Annotated in this window: 17 protein-coding genes; 12 read left to right on the forward strand and 5 right to left on the reverse strand. The window is 66.9% G+C overall.

Translation table 11 applies throughout. The annotated features are described in order from the left end of the window. Position 1: 1 nt before the first annotated feature. On the reverse strand, positions 2-127 hold the full coding sequence (gene lptM / locus CFE50_RS00740; RefSeq protein ID WP_007161378.1) for an LPS translocon maturation chaperone LptM: 126 nt from the start codon (positions 125-127) through the stop codon (positions 2-4). Positions 128-296: 169 nt separating this feature from the next. On the opposite strand from lptM, the gene cyaY reads away from it, so the two are divergent. Together cyaY and rnk are read left to right on the forward strand one after the other, a co-directional pair. Then, complete coding sequence (gene cyaY, locus CFE50_RS00745) at positions 297-626, forward strand: iron donor protein CyaY (protein WP_241808230.1); 330 nt, start codon at positions 297-299, stop codon at positions 624-626. Between the two features lie 352 nt (positions 627-978). Beyond that, positions 979-1,362: a nucleoside diphosphate kinase regulator gene (gene rnk / locus CFE50_RS00750; RefSeq protein ID WP_286729601.1), complete on the forward strand. Its 384-nt coding sequence runs from the start codon at positions 979-981 to the stop codon at positions 1,360-1,362. On the opposite strand, the gene CFE50_RS00755 is transcribed toward rnk, so the two are convergent. Continuing rightward, positions 1,359-1,637, reverse strand: coding sequence for a hypothetical protein (locus CFE50_RS00755; RefSeq protein WP_241808228.1), 279 nt, complete (start codon positions 1,635-1,637; stop codon positions 1,359-1,361). The two genes, rnk and CFE50_RS00755, sit on opposite strands and share 4 nt — an antisense overlap. 55 nt (positions 1,638-1,692) lie before the next feature. Between CFE50_RS00755 and CFE50_RS00760 the strand changes: the two genes are divergently transcribed. Then, positions 1,693-2,679, forward strand: a complete 987-nt coding sequence (locus CFE50_RS00760; RefSeq protein ID WP_007161374.1) for a magnesium transporter CorA family protein — start codon at positions 1,693-1,695, stop codon at positions 2,677-2,679. Between the two features lie 36 nt (positions 2,680-2,715). Then, positions 2,716-3,591: an NAD(P)-dependent oxidoreductase gene (locus CFE50_RS00765; RefSeq protein ID WP_286729604.1), complete on the forward strand. Its 876-nt coding sequence runs from the start codon at positions 2,716-2,718 to the stop codon at positions 3,589-3,591. A 231-nt stretch (positions 3,592-3,822) separates the two neighbouring features. On the opposite strand, the gene CFE50_RS00770 is transcribed toward CFE50_RS00765, so the two are convergent. Further along, positions 3,823-4,551 (reverse strand): endo alpha-1,4 polygalactosaminidase, encoded by a 729-nt coding sequence (locus CFE50_RS00770; RefSeq protein ID WP_286729607.1) that lies wholly within the window; start codon positions 4,549-4,551, stop codon positions 3,823-3,825. A 330-nt stretch (positions 4,552-4,881) separates the two neighbouring features. Beyond that, positions 4,882-6,276 (reverse strand): argininosuccinate lyase, encoded by a 1,395-nt coding sequence (gene argH, locus CFE50_RS00775; protein ID WP_286729609.1) that lies wholly within the window; start codon positions 6,274-6,276, stop codon positions 4,882-4,884. A 128-nt stretch (positions 6,277-6,404) separates the two neighbouring features. Between argH and CFE50_RS00780 the strand changes: the two genes are divergently transcribed. The 8 genes from CFE50_RS00780 (at position 6,405) to CFE50_RS00815 (ending at position 13,568) form a co-directional block, all read left to right on the forward strand. Continuing rightward, entirely contained in the window at positions 6,405-7,481 is a 1,077-nt protein-coding gene (locus CFE50_RS00780; RefSeq protein WP_286729612.1) for a sensor histidine kinase, read from the forward strand. Positions 7,482-7,485: 4 nt separating this feature from the next. Further along, positions 7,486-8,232 (forward strand): LytR/AlgR family response regulator transcription factor, encoded by a 747-nt coding sequence (locus CFE50_RS00785; protein WP_007161369.1) that lies wholly within the window; start codon positions 7,486-7,488, stop codon positions 8,230-8,232. A 93-nt stretch (positions 8,233-8,325) separates the two neighbouring features. Further along, positions 8,326-9,264 (forward strand): hydroxymethylbilane synthase, encoded by a 939-nt coding sequence (hemC, locus tag CFE50_RS00790; RefSeq protein ID WP_502694669.1) that lies wholly within the window; start codon positions 8,326-8,328, stop codon positions 9,262-9,264. Continuing rightward, a complete protein-coding gene (locus CFE50_RS00795) occupies positions 9,261-10,019 on the forward strand; it encodes a uroporphyrinogen-III synthase (RefSeq protein WP_241808224.1) in 759 nt (252 codons plus the stop codon). Before hemC ends, CFE50_RS00795 begins: the two co-directional genes overlap by 4 nt. A 17-nt stretch (positions 10,020-10,036) precedes the next feature. Continuing rightward, entirely contained in the window at positions 10,037-11,203 is a 1,167-nt protein-coding gene (locus CFE50_RS00800; protein ID WP_042135286.1) for a uroporphyrinogen-III C-methyltransferase, read from the forward strand. Next, positions 11,200-12,408, forward strand: a complete 1,209-nt coding sequence (locus CFE50_RS00805; protein WP_241808223.1) for a heme biosynthesis HemY N-terminal domain-containing protein — start codon at positions 11,200-11,202, stop codon at positions 12,406-12,408. The genes CFE50_RS00800 and CFE50_RS00805 overlap by 4 nt, the downstream gene beginning before the upstream one ends. Before the next feature lie 88 nt (positions 12,409-12,496). Further along, a complete protein-coding gene (locus CFE50_RS00810; protein WP_027598175.1) occupies positions 12,497-12,982 on the forward strand; it encodes a disulfide bond formation protein B in 486 nt (161 codons plus the stop codon). A 109-nt stretch (positions 12,983-13,091) separates the two neighbouring features. Continuing rightward, on the forward strand, positions 13,092-13,568 hold the full coding sequence (locus CFE50_RS00815; RefSeq protein WP_007161363.1) for an Rsd/AlgQ family anti-sigma factor: 477 nt from the start codon (positions 13,092-13,094) through the stop codon (positions 13,566-13,568). On the opposite strand, the gene CFE50_RS00820 is transcribed toward CFE50_RS00815, so the two are convergent. Beyond that, positions 13,565-14,029 (reverse strand): TIGR02444 family protein, encoded by a 465-nt coding sequence (locus CFE50_RS00820; protein WP_286729623.1) that lies wholly within the window; start codon positions 14,027-14,029, stop codon positions 13,565-13,567. The genes CFE50_RS00815 and CFE50_RS00820 overlap by 4 nt on opposite strands. Between the last annotated feature and the right edge of the window lie 11 nt (positions 14,030-14,040).

The following is a 14,040-nucleotide window of genomic DNA, read 5'->3' on the forward strand; positions in this document are numbered from 1 at the left end:
CTTAGAACACGTCGTGGCGGTGTTCTTTGGCGGCTTTCTGGTCGTCGGGCAGGTACAGCGGGCCTTTCTGACCGCAGCCGGCCAGCAGGCAGGCGCAGGCGATGAAGAGAAGAGACAGGCGCTTCATGACGCTAAACCTTTATTCAGGCGAATATTGCCCGGAGTATAACGGGGTTGAACGACTCTTTGACACGCCCGGATGGCTGAAGCGCAGCTGCCGGCCGCCGTCGCGACTGGACGTCATCTGGGCGGCCCGCTACCGTGCGGCGATTCTTTCCCTTCTTTCGAGGATCGTCATGAGCCGGCTCAGCGAAGCGCAATTCCATCACCTCGTCGACCAGACCCAGCGTCAGGTCGAGGACGCCTATGACGACAGCGGTCTGGACCTCGATCTGGAAAATGCCGGTGGCGTGCTGACGATCAAGTTCGACAACGGCAGCCAGGTCATTCTCAGCCGCCAGCCCCCGCTGGTGCAGCTCTGGGTGGCGGCGCGCTCGGGTGGCTATCATTTCGACTGGGATGGCCAGAACTGGATCTGCGACACCTCGTCCGAAACCCTCGGCGCGCTGCTGGTGCGGGTGACCCTGGAGCAGACCGGCGAGAGCGTGGCCCTACCGGGGGTGTAACGACCTGCGGTCGGTGCGGCTTGACCGCTGCCGAGACCCCTGTGCTAGCGTGACCTAAGAGCCTGTTCAAAGCCTGCTGCGCGTCGGCCAAACGGCGTTGAAAATGTCCTGGATCGCCAGCTCGGTCGGAATGCTCATTTACCCTTCGTAAACTGCGCTTCCTCAGCCATTTTCGCCTTGTTTGTCGCTAGCTCGCGAGCCTTTGAACAGGATCTATCGGCGCCTTTCGAGCGCCGTTTTCTTTTGCCGCCTCCAAGCGGCTTCCCGCTGGGCGCCCGTCGCCCGTCATCCCCGGTGGTCCGGCCGCCTCGCGCGGCGGGGATCGCACCGTCTCGTCCTCCAGGAGTCCGCCATGCGCCATGCATCGCCCATCACCGTTTCCGCCGTCGACCTGCCCCGTCTCGAACGCCTGCTCGACGCCCTGCCCGAATTCGGGCCCGTGGCCGAGGCCCTGGACGAGGAACTGGCCCAGGCCCGGGTGGTGGCGCCCGAGGAGATCGGCGCGGTGGTCACCATGAATTCGCGCGTACGCTGCCGCGAGACCGATACCGGCAAGGAGTACCAGGTGGTGCTGGTCTATCCGGAGGATGCCGGCGTAGAAGGGCGGGTGTCGGTATTGGCGCCGGCCGGTAGCGCACTGCTCGGTGCCACGCCCGGCGAGCGCCTGAGCTGGCCGGTGCCCGGCGGCAAGGAGCAGCAGGTGGAGTTGTTGGCGCTGGAACCGCTCAAATCCTAATCGTCTGCGGGCTCCGGCAACTCGGGCAGGGCCCGCAGCAGGCGCTCGTAGTGGGCGCCGTCGAAGGGGCGGTCGGCGTCGAGCATGGCGGCGATCTCGAAGGACAGCGCCTGGGCCATCAGCAGCACCGCGTCCTCGCGGTCATAGCCGACCAGGGTCAGCTTGTTGAGTACGGCCTGCACATAGCTCGGCTCGCCGGCGGCGAGCTGATTCTCCACCGCTTCGATCAGATGGGAGGAGACAAAGGATTCTTCGTCATCGGCGTGGTCAATCATGTCTGGATACCTTTTGTTACAGTGCGACCCCTGATGCCGGTCTGGAGTCTTCTCGATGATCACCTGCTATCGCCTGTCCGCCGACGAGCTGGTCGCGCAGCCCTTGTCGCCGGGAGACCCGCTGCCCGCGGATCTGCTCTGGGTCGATCTGCTCGACCCCAGCGAGGCAGAGGAACGCTATCTCGAACAGGCGCTGGCGATGGACATCCCCACCCGGGAAGAAATCGCCGAGATCGAGGAATCCTCGCGACTCTATCAGACCGACCAGGCCCTGCACCTGACCACCACGGTGGTCAGCGGCTTCAGTGAGCATCAGCCGCAGGCCTCGGTCGTCAATTTCGTGCTGACCCCCGACTGGCTGGTGACGGTGCGCTACGCCGAGCTGGCCGCCTTCAAGGCCTTTCTCGGCAAGGCCCAGCAGCAGGCACGGCAGCACTGTCGCAGCGACGTCATCTTCGCCTCCCTGCTGGACAGCCTGGTGGATCGCGTGGCCGACATCCTCGAATCGGTGCAGGCGCACCTCAATCGCCTGGCCAAGGCGGTGTTTCGCGAGCCCTTGGATCCGCAGCAGGAAAAGCAGCAGCCCAAGACCGACCTGCAATCCATCGTCAAGCAGCTCGGCCGCAGCAACCAGCTGCTGGCGCAGCTCAGCGAGAGCCTGCTGGGCATCAACCGCATCGTCTCCTACCTGCGCCGGGCGGGGGCGACCTGGATCTCCGGCACGGCCAAGACCTGGTTCAAGACGCTGGAACGCGACGTCCGCTCGCTGAGCGACTACCAGGCCAAGATGAACGGCGAGATCGGCTTCCTGCTCGACGCCACCCTGGGCCTGATCAGCGTGGAGCAGAACAACATCGTCAAGGTGTTCACCATCGCCTCGGTGCTGTTCCTGCCGCCGACCCTGGTGGGCACCATCTACGGCATGAACTTCAAGGTCATGCCGGAGCTGGACTGGCATTTCGGCTATCCGCTGGCGCTGGGCGCCATGGTGGTCTCGGCGCTGATTCCCTATGCCTGGTTCAAATTTCGCCGCTGGCTGTAGCCAGCGGCATCCATCGCACCTCGAGGAGGCAAACCTATGCGTATCGGATTCATCGGCCTGGGCGGCATGGGCCAGGGCATGGCCGCCAATCTGCTCAAGGCCGGTCATGAGGTGGTGGTCTGGAATCGTTCCCCGGAGCCGGTGCAGGGCCTGGTCGCCCAGGGCGCCCGCGCGGCGGCGTCGCCCGCGGAGGCCTTCGAGACCGAGGTGGTCTTCAGCATCCTGGCCAATGACGCGGCCACCCGCGAAGTGATCCTCGACAGCGGCGCCCTGCAGCGGGCGCAGACCGGGCTGGTCCACGTCAGCATGGCCACCCTGTCGGTGGCCCTGGTCGACGAACTGGTCGCGCGCCATGCCGAAGCCGGCGTGGGCTATGTGGCGGCGCCGGTGTTCGGGCGCACCGACGTGGCCGCCAGTGGCCAGCTCAACATCGTGGTGGCAGGGGATCCAGAGGCGATCGCGCGGGTTCAGCCACTGCTGGATGTGCTGGGGCGCAAGACCTGGCCGGTGGGCGCGGAGCCGCGGCAGGCCAATGTGGTCAAGATCGCCGGCAACTTCATGATCGCCAGTGCCATCGAGACCATGGGCGAGAGCACCGCCCTGGCGCGCAGCTATGGCGTGGAACCGGCAGCGCTGCTGGAAATCCTCACCAGCACCCTGTTCGCCGCGCCGGTGTACCAGAACTACGGGCGTCTGCTGACCGAGCGCAAGTTCTCGCCGGCGGCCTTCAAGCTCAGCCTGGGACTCAAGGACGTCGGCCTGGCGCTGGCGGCCGGCCAGGAGAAGGCGGTACCGCTACCCTTCGCCAGCGTCCTGAGAGACAACCTGCTGGAGGCCGTCGCCCAGGGCGAGGGCGATCTGGACTGGATCGCGCTGGGGCAGAGGTCGCACAAGAAGGCCGGCCTCGACTGAGAACCTGTTTACGATCTCCTGGCCGTCGGCCATACGGCGTTAAAAACAGCTTCGGAATGCTCATTTACAACTTGTAAACTGCGCTTCCTCAGCTGTTTTTGCCTTGTCTGGCTCTAGTCCAAAAGATCGTAAACAAGTTCTGAGCGCCTGCTCAAAGTCCGCTGCGCGTCGGCCAAGCCGCGTTGGACGTGGCTCCCGCTCGCGCGACCTGACCCAGATCCCGCGCCATGGCTACTTGCAGGCGGTGCCCAGCGCCGCCAGCGACAGCGGGTAGAATTGCAGGTTGTAGCCCGAGGTCTTGGCCTGGCTGCAGCGCTTGGTGCTGTAGAGGCCGTAGTCGATGATCATCACCGGCTTCTTCTGGGTGCGGAAGTAGCTGTAGGCGTTGCACTCGGCGTAGTCGTAGCAGCTCTCGTTGAGGGCGAAGTCGAACTTGGTGTAGAGGCTCGGCACCAGGTCCACGGCGTTCTTCAGGCCCACCAGCAGACTGCGCTTGTGCGCCTCATCGGCCAGCCAGTTGAGAAAGTCCAGCTGCTGGGCCCGGGTCAGCTTGAGGCCGTTGGGGTTGCTGAAGCCATCGACGTTGTCCGGGTCCACCCCCTGGCAGCCCTTCTGCACGGCCAGGTCCAGCCGCTTGGCCAGCAGCACGCGGACGTCGGCGCGACGGATGTCCAGCCAGCGCTCGCCCGGCCAGGCGTCCAGCGCCTTGCCCAGGGCGGCCTTGGGATAGAGGGCGGCGTCAGGCCGCCAGTCTTCCCAGGTGCCGGCGCTGAAATAGCAGATCACCGTCTTCCCATTGCCCTTCAGGTTGGCGATCACCGCCTTGCTGGTGTCATAGAGATCGATGTCGTAGAGGGTGCGATTGGGCTTTTGCAGCACGCCGTTCAGCTGGACATGCCAGGTGAGCGTCTGTGGCAGCGGCGGCGGCAGGGCGGCCTGGCTGGAAGCCGCGACGAACATTCCGCAAAGCAGGAGGGAACAAGCTGAAAGGCGCATGAGACTTGACTCGAACGGCTGGTCAAGCCTCCAGTATCGGCTGCCGGGTCTCCTTCCTGAGCGCCAGTCGTCGTACCTATCAACGGCTGGTCGGCGCTCGTCCGACAGGCTTTCAGGCCTCTTGCGCGTAGACCCCTGGCCTAGAGCCCTTGCCGTCGGAGCAGGCGCCGACGGGACGGTGGAAGGAGCTTTGCGTCCTTTTGCGCGGCCGATGAGCGGCAAGGGCGGAGTCTTCGGCCGGCAGCGTTCTCGCTCGCCCCGCGGAGGGGTAGGCAAGAGGCGCAGTGGCAGGCGTTAGCGCTGGGCCAGCAGCTCGCGGCCGCGCTGCACGGCGGCGCGGACCTGGGCCGGGGCGGTGCCGCCGATATGGTCGCGGGCGTTGACCGAGCCTTCCAGGGTCAGGACGGCGAAGACGTCCTGCTCGATCTGGTCGCTGAAGCGCTGCAGTTCTTCCAGGCTCATCTCGGCCAGGTCCTTGCCGCTGTCCACGCCGTACTTGACCGCATGGCCGACGATCTCGTGGCAGTCGCGGAAGGGCAGGCCCTTGCGCACCAGGTAGTCGGCGAGATCGGTGGCGGTGGAGAAGCCGCGGCGGGCCGCCTCGCGCATGATCTCGCGCTTGGGCTTGATGGCCGGGACCATGTCGGCGAAGGCGCGCAGGGAGTCGCGCAGGGTGTCGGCGGCGTCGAACAGCGGTTCCTTGTCTTCCTGGTTGTCCTTGTTGTAGGCCAGCGGCTGGCCCTTCATCAGGGTCAACAGGCCGGTGAGGGCGCCGAACACCCGGCCGGTCTTGCCGCGCACCAGCTCGGGCACGTCGGGGTTCTTCTTTTGCGGCATGATCGAAGAGCCGGTGCAGAAGCGATCGGGCAGGTCGATGAACTGGAACTGGGCGCTGGTCCAGAGCACCAGTTCTTCGGAGAAGCGCGACAGGTGCATCATCGCCAGGGAGGCCGCGGCGCAGAATTCGATGGCGAAGTCGCGATCCGAGACGCCGTCCAGGGAGTTGCCGCCGATGGCCTCGAAGCCCAGCAGCTCGCAGGTGACCTGGCGCTGGATGGGGTAGGTGGTGCCGGCCAGCGCCGCGCTGCCCAGCGGCATGCGATTGACGCGCTTGCGGCAGTCGACCAGGCGCTCGTGGTCGCGGGAGAGCATCTCGAACCAGGCCAGCAGGTGGTGGCCGAAGGTCACCGGTTGCGCGGTCTGCAGGTGGGTGAAGCCGGGCATGATGGTGTCGGCTTCGGTCTCGGCCAGTTGCAGCAGGCCGGCCTGCAGGCGGTCGAGCTCGACGAGGATGGCGTCGATCTCGTCGCGCAGCCAGAGGCGGATGTCGGTGGCCACCTGGTCATTGCGGCTGCGACCGGTGTGCAGCTTCTTGCCGACCACGCCCAGGCGCTCGGTCAGGCGCGCCTCGATGTTCATGTGCACGTCTTCCAGATCGACGCGCCACTCGAAGGTGCCGGCCTCGATCTCGCCGCGGATCTCGTCTAGTCCGGCGACGATGGCGTCGCGCTCGGCTTCGCTGAGCACTCCGGCCTGGGTCAGCATGCGGGCATGGGCCTGGCTGCCGAGGATGTCGTGGCGGTAGAGACGCTTGTCGAAGTCCACCGAGGCGGTGAAGCGGGCGACGAAGGCGTCGACGGGTTCGCTGAAGCGTCCGCCCCAGGACTGGTTGGTTTTTTCGCTGCTCATGGATCGGCCTGCTGCTGGGCTTGTCGGTAAGGGTAGGAGAGGGCCGATGATAGCAGTCCTGAGCGGGTGCCGGCCCGATTCAACGGAGCCGACTTGCCGACGAGTGGTATCTGACCCACACTGCCTCCATGATACTCGAACGCCGCAAAACCCCCCGACCGGTCAAGGTCGACGACTTCTTCGTCCCGGCGCTCTGCGAACCGGAGGCCCTGCTCGTGCTGGTGGTGCTGGCCGAGCTGCTGGTGCTGGTCCTGGTGCTGGCAGAACCCTTCACCCTGCAGTTCAACTGGATTCGCCTGGCGCTGGTCTCGCTCTTCGTGCAGTGGATCGTGCTGCTCTCGGCGGCGCTGCTCTGTCGCCTGCGGCCCTGGCTCGCCCGCCATCGCCCGGTGGTGGCCGGCGGGCTCTGCTGCGCCATCGTGGTGGCCCTGACCCTGCTCTGCACCCTGGTGGCCGACTGGCTGCAACTGGCCGGTCCGCTGCAGCGGGTGGGCGAGGTGCGGCTGTACATGAGGCACGCGCTGATCGCCTTCATCATGTCAATGCTGCTGCTGCGCTACTTCTGGCTGCAGAGCCAGTGGCGTCGCCAGCAGCAGGCCGAATTGCAGGCGCGCATCGAATCCCTGCAGGCGCGCATCCGCCCGCACTTCCTGTTCAACAGCCTGAACAGCATCGCCAGCCTGGTCGCCCTGGATGCGGACAAGGCCGAGCGCGCCGTGCTGGACCTGTCGGCGCTGTTCCGCGCCAGCCTGGCCCAGCCCGGCACCAAGGTGCGCTGGGTCGAGGAGCTGGAGCTGTCGCGGCGCTATCTGGAGATCGAACGCCTGCGCCTGGGCGATCGCCTGCAGTTGCAGTGGGACGTGGACGGGGTGCCGGCGGATCTGCCGATTCCCCAGCTGACGCTGCAGCCGCTGCTGGAAAACGCGCTGATCTATGGCGTGGCGCCGCGCATCGAAGGGGGCCTGGTCACCATCTTCGCCACCTACCGGGAGGGGGTGTTCGAGCTGGTCATTAGCAACCCCTATGATCCCGAGGTGGAGCAGCAGCCACGCCCACCCAAGGGCACCCGTCAAGCTTTAAGCAATATCGAGGCGCGATTGACGGCACTTTTCGGACCAGCTGCGAGTCTCAAAATCGAACGCCGCGACCAGCGGCATACAACGTCTCTTCGCTATCCATGCGAGCGACTCATGCGGGAAGCCTGAGCTTATGAATGTCCTGATCGTCGATGACGAACCCTTGGCGCGCGAGCGTCTGGCCCGTCTGGTGGGGCAACTGGACGGTTATACCGCCCTGGAGCCAACAGCCACCAACGGTGAGGAAGCCCTCGCTTTGGTTGAAAACCTCAAGCCCGATATCGTCCTGCTCGACATCCGCATGCCGGGTCTGGACGGTCTGCAGGTGGCCGCGCGTCTCTGCGAGCGCGAATCGCCGCCCGCGGTGATCTTCGTGACCGCCCACGACGAATACGCGCTCGACGCCTTCCAGGTCAGCGCCGTGGGCTATCTGGTCAAGCCGGTGCGGCAGGAGGACCTGGCCGCTGCCCTGAGCAAGGCCCAGCGACCCAACCGGATGCAACTGGCCGCCCTGACCAAGCCGCCGGCCAGCGGTGGCCCGGGCCCGCGCAGCCATATCAGCGCCCGGACCCGCAAGGGCATCGAGCTGATCCCCCTGGATGACGTGGTCTACTTCATCGCCGACCACAAGTACGTGACCCTGAGACACTCCGGCGGCGAGGTGCTGCTGGATGAACCGCTCAAGGCGCTGGAAGACGAATTCGGCGAGCGCTTCGTGCGGATTCACCGCAATGCGCTGGTCTCTCGCGAGCGCATCGAGCGTCTGCAGCGCACGCCCCTAGGCCACTTCCAGCTGTTCCTGAAAGGCATGAACGGCGACGCCCTGACCGTCAGCCGCCGTCATGTGGCCGGTGTGCGCCGCCTGATGCACAGCATCTGACGTCGCTCGCGGGTTGGCGACCGGCGCGCAGCGGGGGAGGGGCGCCGGTCGACCTGCTATCATGGCCGGCAATCTGACGTGCCGGTAATGTCCATGCTCCGCGAAATCCGTATCGCCACGCGCCAGAGTGCCCTGGCACTCTGGCAAGCCGACTATGTGAAAGCCCGCCTCGAAGCGGCCCATCCGGGGTTGCGGGTGAGTCTGCTGCCCATGACCAGTCGCGGCGACAAGCTGCTCGACGCGCCCCTGGCCAAGATCGGCGGCAAGGGTCTGTTCGTCAAGGAACTGGAAAACGCCCTGCTCGACGGCAGCGCCGACATCGCCGTGCACTCCATGAAGGATGTGCCCATGGAATTCCCCGCAGGTCTCGGGCTGTACGCCATCTGCGAGCGGGAAGACCCGCGCGATGCCTTCGTCTCCAATCGCTACAGCGGTCTTGCCGAGCTGCCAGAGGGCAGCGTGGTCGGTACCTCCAGCCTGAGGCGCCAGGCCCAGTTGCTGGCCCTGCGCCCGGATCTGGAGATCCGCTTCCTGCGCGGTAACGTCAATACCCGCCTGGCCAAGCTCGACGCCGGCGACTACGACGCCATCATCCTGGCCGCCGCCGGCCTGATCCGCCTGGGCTTCGCCGAGCGCATCCGCGAATACCTGACCGTCGAAGACAGCCTGCCCGCGGGTGGCCAGGGCGCCGTGGGCATCGAATGCCGCACCGACGATGCCGAGGTCCATGCACTGCTCGAACCTCTGCACCATTTCGCGACCGAACGCCGCGTCGCGGCCGAGCGCGCCCTGAATCGCCGTCTCAATGGCGGCTGCCAGGTACCCATCGCCTGCTATGCGGTACAGGAAGGCGAACTGCTCTGGCTGCGCGGCCTGGTCGGCCAGCCCGATGGTGGCCTGCTGCTGCGCGCCGAGGCCCGCGGCCCGTTGAACGACCCGGCCGGGTTGGGCGTGACCGTGGCCGAAGACCTGCTGGCCCAGGGCGCCCAGGGCATCCTCGACGCCGTCTATGGGGCCTCCGGCGCATCATGAGCGCCTGGCGACTGCTGTTGACCCGGCCGGCGGAAGAGAATCCACCCCTGGCCGCCGCTCTGGACACGGTGGGCATCGCCACGACCAGCCTGCCGCTGCTGGAATTGCAGCCCCTGGCGGAAACCCCCGAACAGCGCTCGCTCTGGCTCGATCTCGATCGCTATGCCGCCGTGCTGGTGGTGAGCAAGCCGGCGGCCCGCCTGGGCCTCGCCGCCCTCGATCAGTACTGGCCGCAACCGCCACTGCAAGCCTGGTTCGCCGTGGGCGCGGCCACCGCCGCCGTGCTCGAAGACTATGGACTGCAGGTGCACCATCCCCTGCGTGAGGACAGCGAAGGCCTGCTAGCCTTGCCGGCCTTGCAGGAAGCCCTCGAGCGCCCGGCGCCCGAGGTGCTGCTGCTGCGCGGAGAGGGCGGCCGTGACCTGCTGGTCGACACCCTCACCGCCCGCGGCGCCCGCGTCGAGGTGCTCGAACTCTATCGCCGCCAGTGCCCGGACTACCCCGCAGGGCAGGTCCTAGAGACCCTGGCAGCGGAACGCCTGAATGCCATCATGGTCAGCAGTGGGCAGGGTTTCGCGCATCTGCAGGCCTGTGCGGGTGCGGATTGGCCCGCGGTGCGCCGTTATCCCCTGCTGGTACCCAGCGCCCGTGTGGCCGAACTGGCTCGTGCCAGCGGCTGCCAACGCATCATCGAGTGCCAGGGCGCCAGCGCTGGCGCCTTGATCGCCGCGCTTGCCCATCACCATCCGGATTGACCCTACAAGGAATTCCCGTGAGCGAAACTCAAGCCCCCCGCGCCGACGACGTTTCTCCCGATCCTGTCGTGACTCCCGCCTCGCCGCCGCCGGCACCCCCACCGGCAAGCGTGCGCCGCAAGGGCTCGGGCAAGGCGTCCGGTCTGGCGCTGCTGGCCTTGCTGGTGGCCGCCGGTGGCCTGGGTGTCGGCGGCTGGAGCGTCTGGCAATTGCAGCAGGTGCGTCAGGCCGAGCAGAGCCAGGCCGCCCAGGCCGAAGACCTGCGTAGCCAGCTGCGCCAGCTGGAAATGCGCAACCAGGCGTTGAGTGCCGATCTGGGCCGCCTGCCCTCGGCCAACGAGCTGGAAGAACGCCGCCGTCAGCTCGGTGAGCTGCAGGGCGACCAGCAGCACCTCGCCGAGCAATTCAAGGAGGTGGTCGGCCAGAGTCGCCAGGCCTGGCGACTGACCGAGGCCGAGCACCTGCTGCGCATGGCCACCCTGCGCATGACCGCGCTGCAGGACGTGCCCAGCGCCCAGAATCTGCTGCAGGGTGTCGATGACATCCTCAAGGCCCAGAACGATCCGGCCGCCTTCGCCGCCCGCCAGCAACTGGCCAATGCCCAGCAGACCCTGCGCCAGCTGCCCGACCTGGATCGCACCGGGCAATTCGTCCAGCTGGCTTCGCTGCGCAATCAGGTGCAGAGCCTGGAACCCCTGCCGCCACGCTTTTCCACCACGGTGGCCGACCAGCCCGGCGTCGAAAAGGCCGCGGTCCCGCCGAGCAATGCCCTGCAGCAATGGTGGCAGGATTTCCGCCAGCGCATCTCCAGCTACTTCCGCATCGACTTTTCCGCCGACCAGCCGATTCGTCCGCTGCTGGCCGAGGAATCCCTGGCCCAGGTGCGCCTGGCCATGAGCCTGGCGCTGGAGCAGGCGCAGTGGGCCGTGCTCAACGGCAATCAGGAGGTCTACCGGCTTTCCATCGAGCAGGCCGAAGACGTCCTCGCCGCCCACTTCAACAACCAGAATCCCGACAGCCGTGCGGTCAAGCTGCGCCTGCAGGAGCTGGCCGAACGGCCAGTCACCTTCGAGGCCCCTGACCTGACGCCGGCCCTGACCGCGCTGCAGGCCTACATCGCCCAGCGTCAGCAAATCCAGCCGAACAATGCCGCCGCCGGCGCGGCTCAGGAGAATCGCCCATGAAGCGCCTGTACCTGCTGTTCCTGTTCGCCCTGCTCGTCGGCCTGGGCGTTGCCGTGGTGCTGGCCAAGGAGCCGGGCTACGTGCTGCTGTCCTACAGCAACTTCCGCTACGAATCGAGTCTCTGGGCTTTCCTGGCCCTGCTGGTGGCAGCCTGGCTGGCGCTCTACATCCTCAAGCTGGTGCTGGGCGCCCTGGGCCTGACCGGCAAGGTGCTCAACCCCTGGTCGCGGCACAATCGCCAGCGCCGCCTGGAGCAGGCGCGCCACAAGGGTCAGCTGGAACTGGCCGAAGGCAACTGGAGCGGTGCCCTCAAGCACCTGAAAGGCGCCGCCGAGCACGCCGATCAGCCGCTGTTCGTCCTACTGGGCGCCGCCCGCGCCGCCAACGAACTGGGCGATCTCGAAGAGCGTGACCGCCTGCTGCGTCAGGCCCGCGAGCGCGAGCCCCAGGCCGACCTGGCCATCGGCCTGCAACAGGCCCGGTTGCAGATCGACCGGGGTCAGTATCTGGAGGCCCGTGACAGCCTGGCGCCGTTGCAGGCCAAGTATCCGAAGAATGGCGAGGTGCTGCTGCAACTGCAGCGCCTGCAGGTGACCCTGCGCGACTGGCCGGCGCTGATCGCCCTGCTGCCGCAACTGCGCAAGCAGCAGGTGCTGCGACCCCAGGAGCAGGACGATCTGGAGCGCAAGGTATGGATCGCGACCCTCGACGAGGTGCCCGCCCAGGGCGCGGAATCGGCGGTGGATGCCCAGTGGCAGCAGGTGCCCACGGCGCTTAAGGGCGATGCCTCGGTGGTGCTGGCCTATGCCCGTCAGCTGCGCGCCATCGGCCGCGACGACCTGGCCGAAGAGGTGCTGCACATCACCCTGAATCGCCAGTGGGACGAGCGCCTGGTCGAGCTCTATGGCCAGCTGCGTCCGCGCGATGCCAGTCGTCCGCTGCACCACGCCGAAGGCTGGCTCAAGGAGCGCCCCCAGGATGCGGTGCTGCTGCTGGCCCTGGGCCGGTTGTGCATGAACAACCAGCTGTGGGGCAAGGCGCGCGAATACCTGGAGCGCAGTCTGGCGCAGCGGCCGTCCGCAGTCACCGCCGGCGAACTGGCCAGGGTGGCCATCCAGCTGGGCGATGTGGACCGCAGCCAGCAGCTCCTGCAGAGCCAGTGGCGCGAGTCCGACACCACTTCGCTGCCGACGCCGCGGGTCTGACGGCGCGGCTCGTCTGCCCGGGTCCTTGAAAGGTGCCCGGGCTTTCTCTACCGTAACGTCCCAATTCCCTGTTGGAGACGGCGCGTCCGTGACTAGTCCCCGCTTCATCTTTCTGTTCATGGCCGCCACCTGTGCGGTGCTCATGGGCGTCGGTCTCTATCTCGAACACGTGGTCGGCCTCGAGCCCTGCCCGCTGTGCGTCATGCAACGGATCTTCTTCATTCTGGTCGGGGTGGTGGCGCTGATCGCCGGCATCCAGGCGCCGGGCAAGCGCGGGCGGCGCATCTATGGCGTGGTCCTGCTGCTGCTGGCCGCCGCCGGTGCCGCCACCGCGGGTCGCCAGGTCTATCTGCAGACGGTTCCGGCGGAAGAGCTGGCGGCCTGCCTGCCGAGCCTCGACTACATGATGCAGGCGCTGCCCTTCCAGGAGATCATCCGCCTGGTCCTGCACGGCACCGCCGATTGCGCCGAGGTCAACTGGACGCTGTTCGGTCTGAGCATCCCGGAATGGAGCCTGCTGGCCTTCGTGCTGCTCATGGCCCTGAGCCTGGTCAAGATCTTCCGCCGTCGCTGAGCTTTCTCCGAGCAACGGCACTCGCCTGGCGAGGCGATGTCGGTATAGTTCCTGATAACAGCCGGGCGCCTGCGCCCGGACCGTCTCGCCCGTATAGAGAGCTGCCGTCATGCTAGAAACCTGCCGCAATGCCCAGGAACGCTGGGGTGGGGTCCACCAGCTGATCGACCGCTGGCTGATTGCCCGCCGCGAGCTGGTGACCGCTTACGAAACCCTGGACATGGAGCCCCTGCTGGGACCGGTGCGCGAGGTCAGCGAACTGGAGCGACTCTGCGACATGCTGGTCGACTACATGTCCACCGCGCATTTCGAGATCTACGAGCAACTGGTGGCCGAAGCCCGGGAATTCCAGGACGAGCGCGCCATCGAGTTCGCCGACAGCGTCTATCCGCGCCTGCAGGCCCTGACCGACGCCGCCTTGAACTTCAACGACAGATTCGAGCGCGGGGCCTATCGGGACCCGGGTCTGCTGACCATCGAACTCAAGCTGCTGGGTGAAACCCTGCGCGAGCGCTTCGAACTCGAAGACTGCCTCATCGAGGTGCTGCACACCTCGCACCAGCAACCGCGGCTGGCGTCGGTCTAGCCCCGGTTCCCCCGCGCGGCCTCGGCCAGCAGGTCGAGGTCCGCTGCGGCTGCCTCGCGCGGTGCCAGCGCGTGCAGCCAGTCTTCCGGACCCTGTCCCCCGCGACACGGCCAGTGGCCCGCCAGCCGTGCCAGACGCGCGAGCTGTTCACGTTCCGCGGCCAATTCCAGTCCCTTGAGCTGCTCCCGCAGCGCCGCCAGGCTCTCGTCCGCGCCGGACGCGGCTTTCCAGGCCTGGCGCAACTGGCGCAGGGGGCGTACCACCGTGTCCTGCCAGTGCTGCGAGGCGCGCTGCAGCCGGGCCAGGCCCTCGGCATCCAGGGCGCAGTTGCGGCGATCCAGCCAGAGCGCCGTCAGCACCAGACAGACGTCGGCGCCGGCCTCCTGCAGACGCAAACAGGCGCCTTCCACGCCGGGCCGGGCGTATACTGCCAACGCGAATTCCCACAGGTCCTCTTGCATGTCCGCCTCCC

The sequence above is a fragment of the Pseudomonas sp. PGPPP4 genome, from assembly GCF_002256045.1.
Taxonomy (GTDB): Bacteria; Pseudomonadota; Gammaproteobacteria; order Pseudomonadales; family Pseudomonadaceae; genus Chryseomonas; species Chryseomonas oryzihabitans.

Excerpts from the sequence above, each read along its gene's own strand:
- lptM (WP_007161378.1), bottom strand. The coding sequence starts at position 127 with ATGAAGCGCCTGTCTCTTCTCTTCATCGCCTGCGCCTGCCTGCTGGCC.
- cyaY (WP_241808230.1), top strand. The coding sequence starts at position 297 with ATGAGCCGGCTCAGCGAAGCGCAATTCCATCACCTCGTCGACCAGACC.
- rnk (WP_286729601.1), top strand. The coding sequence starts at position 979 with ATGCGCCATGCATCGCCCATCACCGTTTCCGCCGTCGACCTGCCCCGT.
- CFE50_RS00755 (WP_241808228.1), bottom strand. The coding sequence starts at position 1,637 with ATGATTGACCACGCCGATGACGAAGAATCCTTTGTCTCCTCCCATCTG.
- CFE50_RS00760 (WP_007161374.1), top strand. The coding sequence starts at position 1,693 with ATGATCACCTGCTATCGCCTGTCCGCCGACGAGCTGGTCGCGCAGCCC.
- CFE50_RS00765 (WP_286729604.1), top strand. The coding sequence starts at position 2,716 with ATGCGTATCGGATTCATCGGCCTGGGCGGCATGGGCCAGGGCATGGCC.
- CFE50_RS00770 (WP_286729607.1), bottom strand. The coding sequence starts at position 4,551 with ATGTTCGTCGCGGCTTCCAGCCAGGCCGCCCTGCCGCCGCCGCTGCCA.
- argH (WP_286729609.1), bottom strand. The coding sequence starts at position 6,276 with ATGAGCAGCGAAAAAACCAACCAGTCCTGGGGCGGACGCTTCAGCGAA.
- CFE50_RS00780 (WP_286729612.1), top strand. The coding sequence starts at position 6,405 with ATGATACTCGAACGCCGCAAAACCCCCCGACCGGTCAAGGTCGACGAC.
- CFE50_RS00785 (WP_007161369.1), top strand. The coding sequence starts at position 7,486 with ATGAATGTCCTGATCGTCGATGACGAACCCTTGGCGCGCGAGCGTCTG.
- hemC (WP_502694669.1), top strand. The coding sequence starts at position 8,326 with ATGCTCCGCGAAATCCGTATCGCCACGCGCCAGAGTGCCCTGGCACTC.
- CFE50_RS00795 (WP_241808224.1), top strand. The coding sequence starts at position 9,261 with ATGAGCGCCTGGCGACTGCTGTTGACCCGGCCGGCGGAAGAGAATCCA.
- CFE50_RS00805 (WP_241808223.1), top strand. The coding sequence starts at position 11,200 with ATGAAGCGCCTGTACCTGCTGTTCCTGTTCGCCCTGCTCGTCGGCCTG.
- CFE50_RS00815 (WP_007161363.1), top strand. The coding sequence starts at position 13,092 with ATGCTAGAAACCTGCCGCAATGCCCAGGAACGCTGGGGTGGGGTCCAC.
- CFE50_RS00820 (WP_286729623.1), bottom strand. The coding sequence starts at position 14,029 with ATGCAAGAGGACCTGTGGGAATTCGCGTTGGCAGTATACGCCCGGCCC.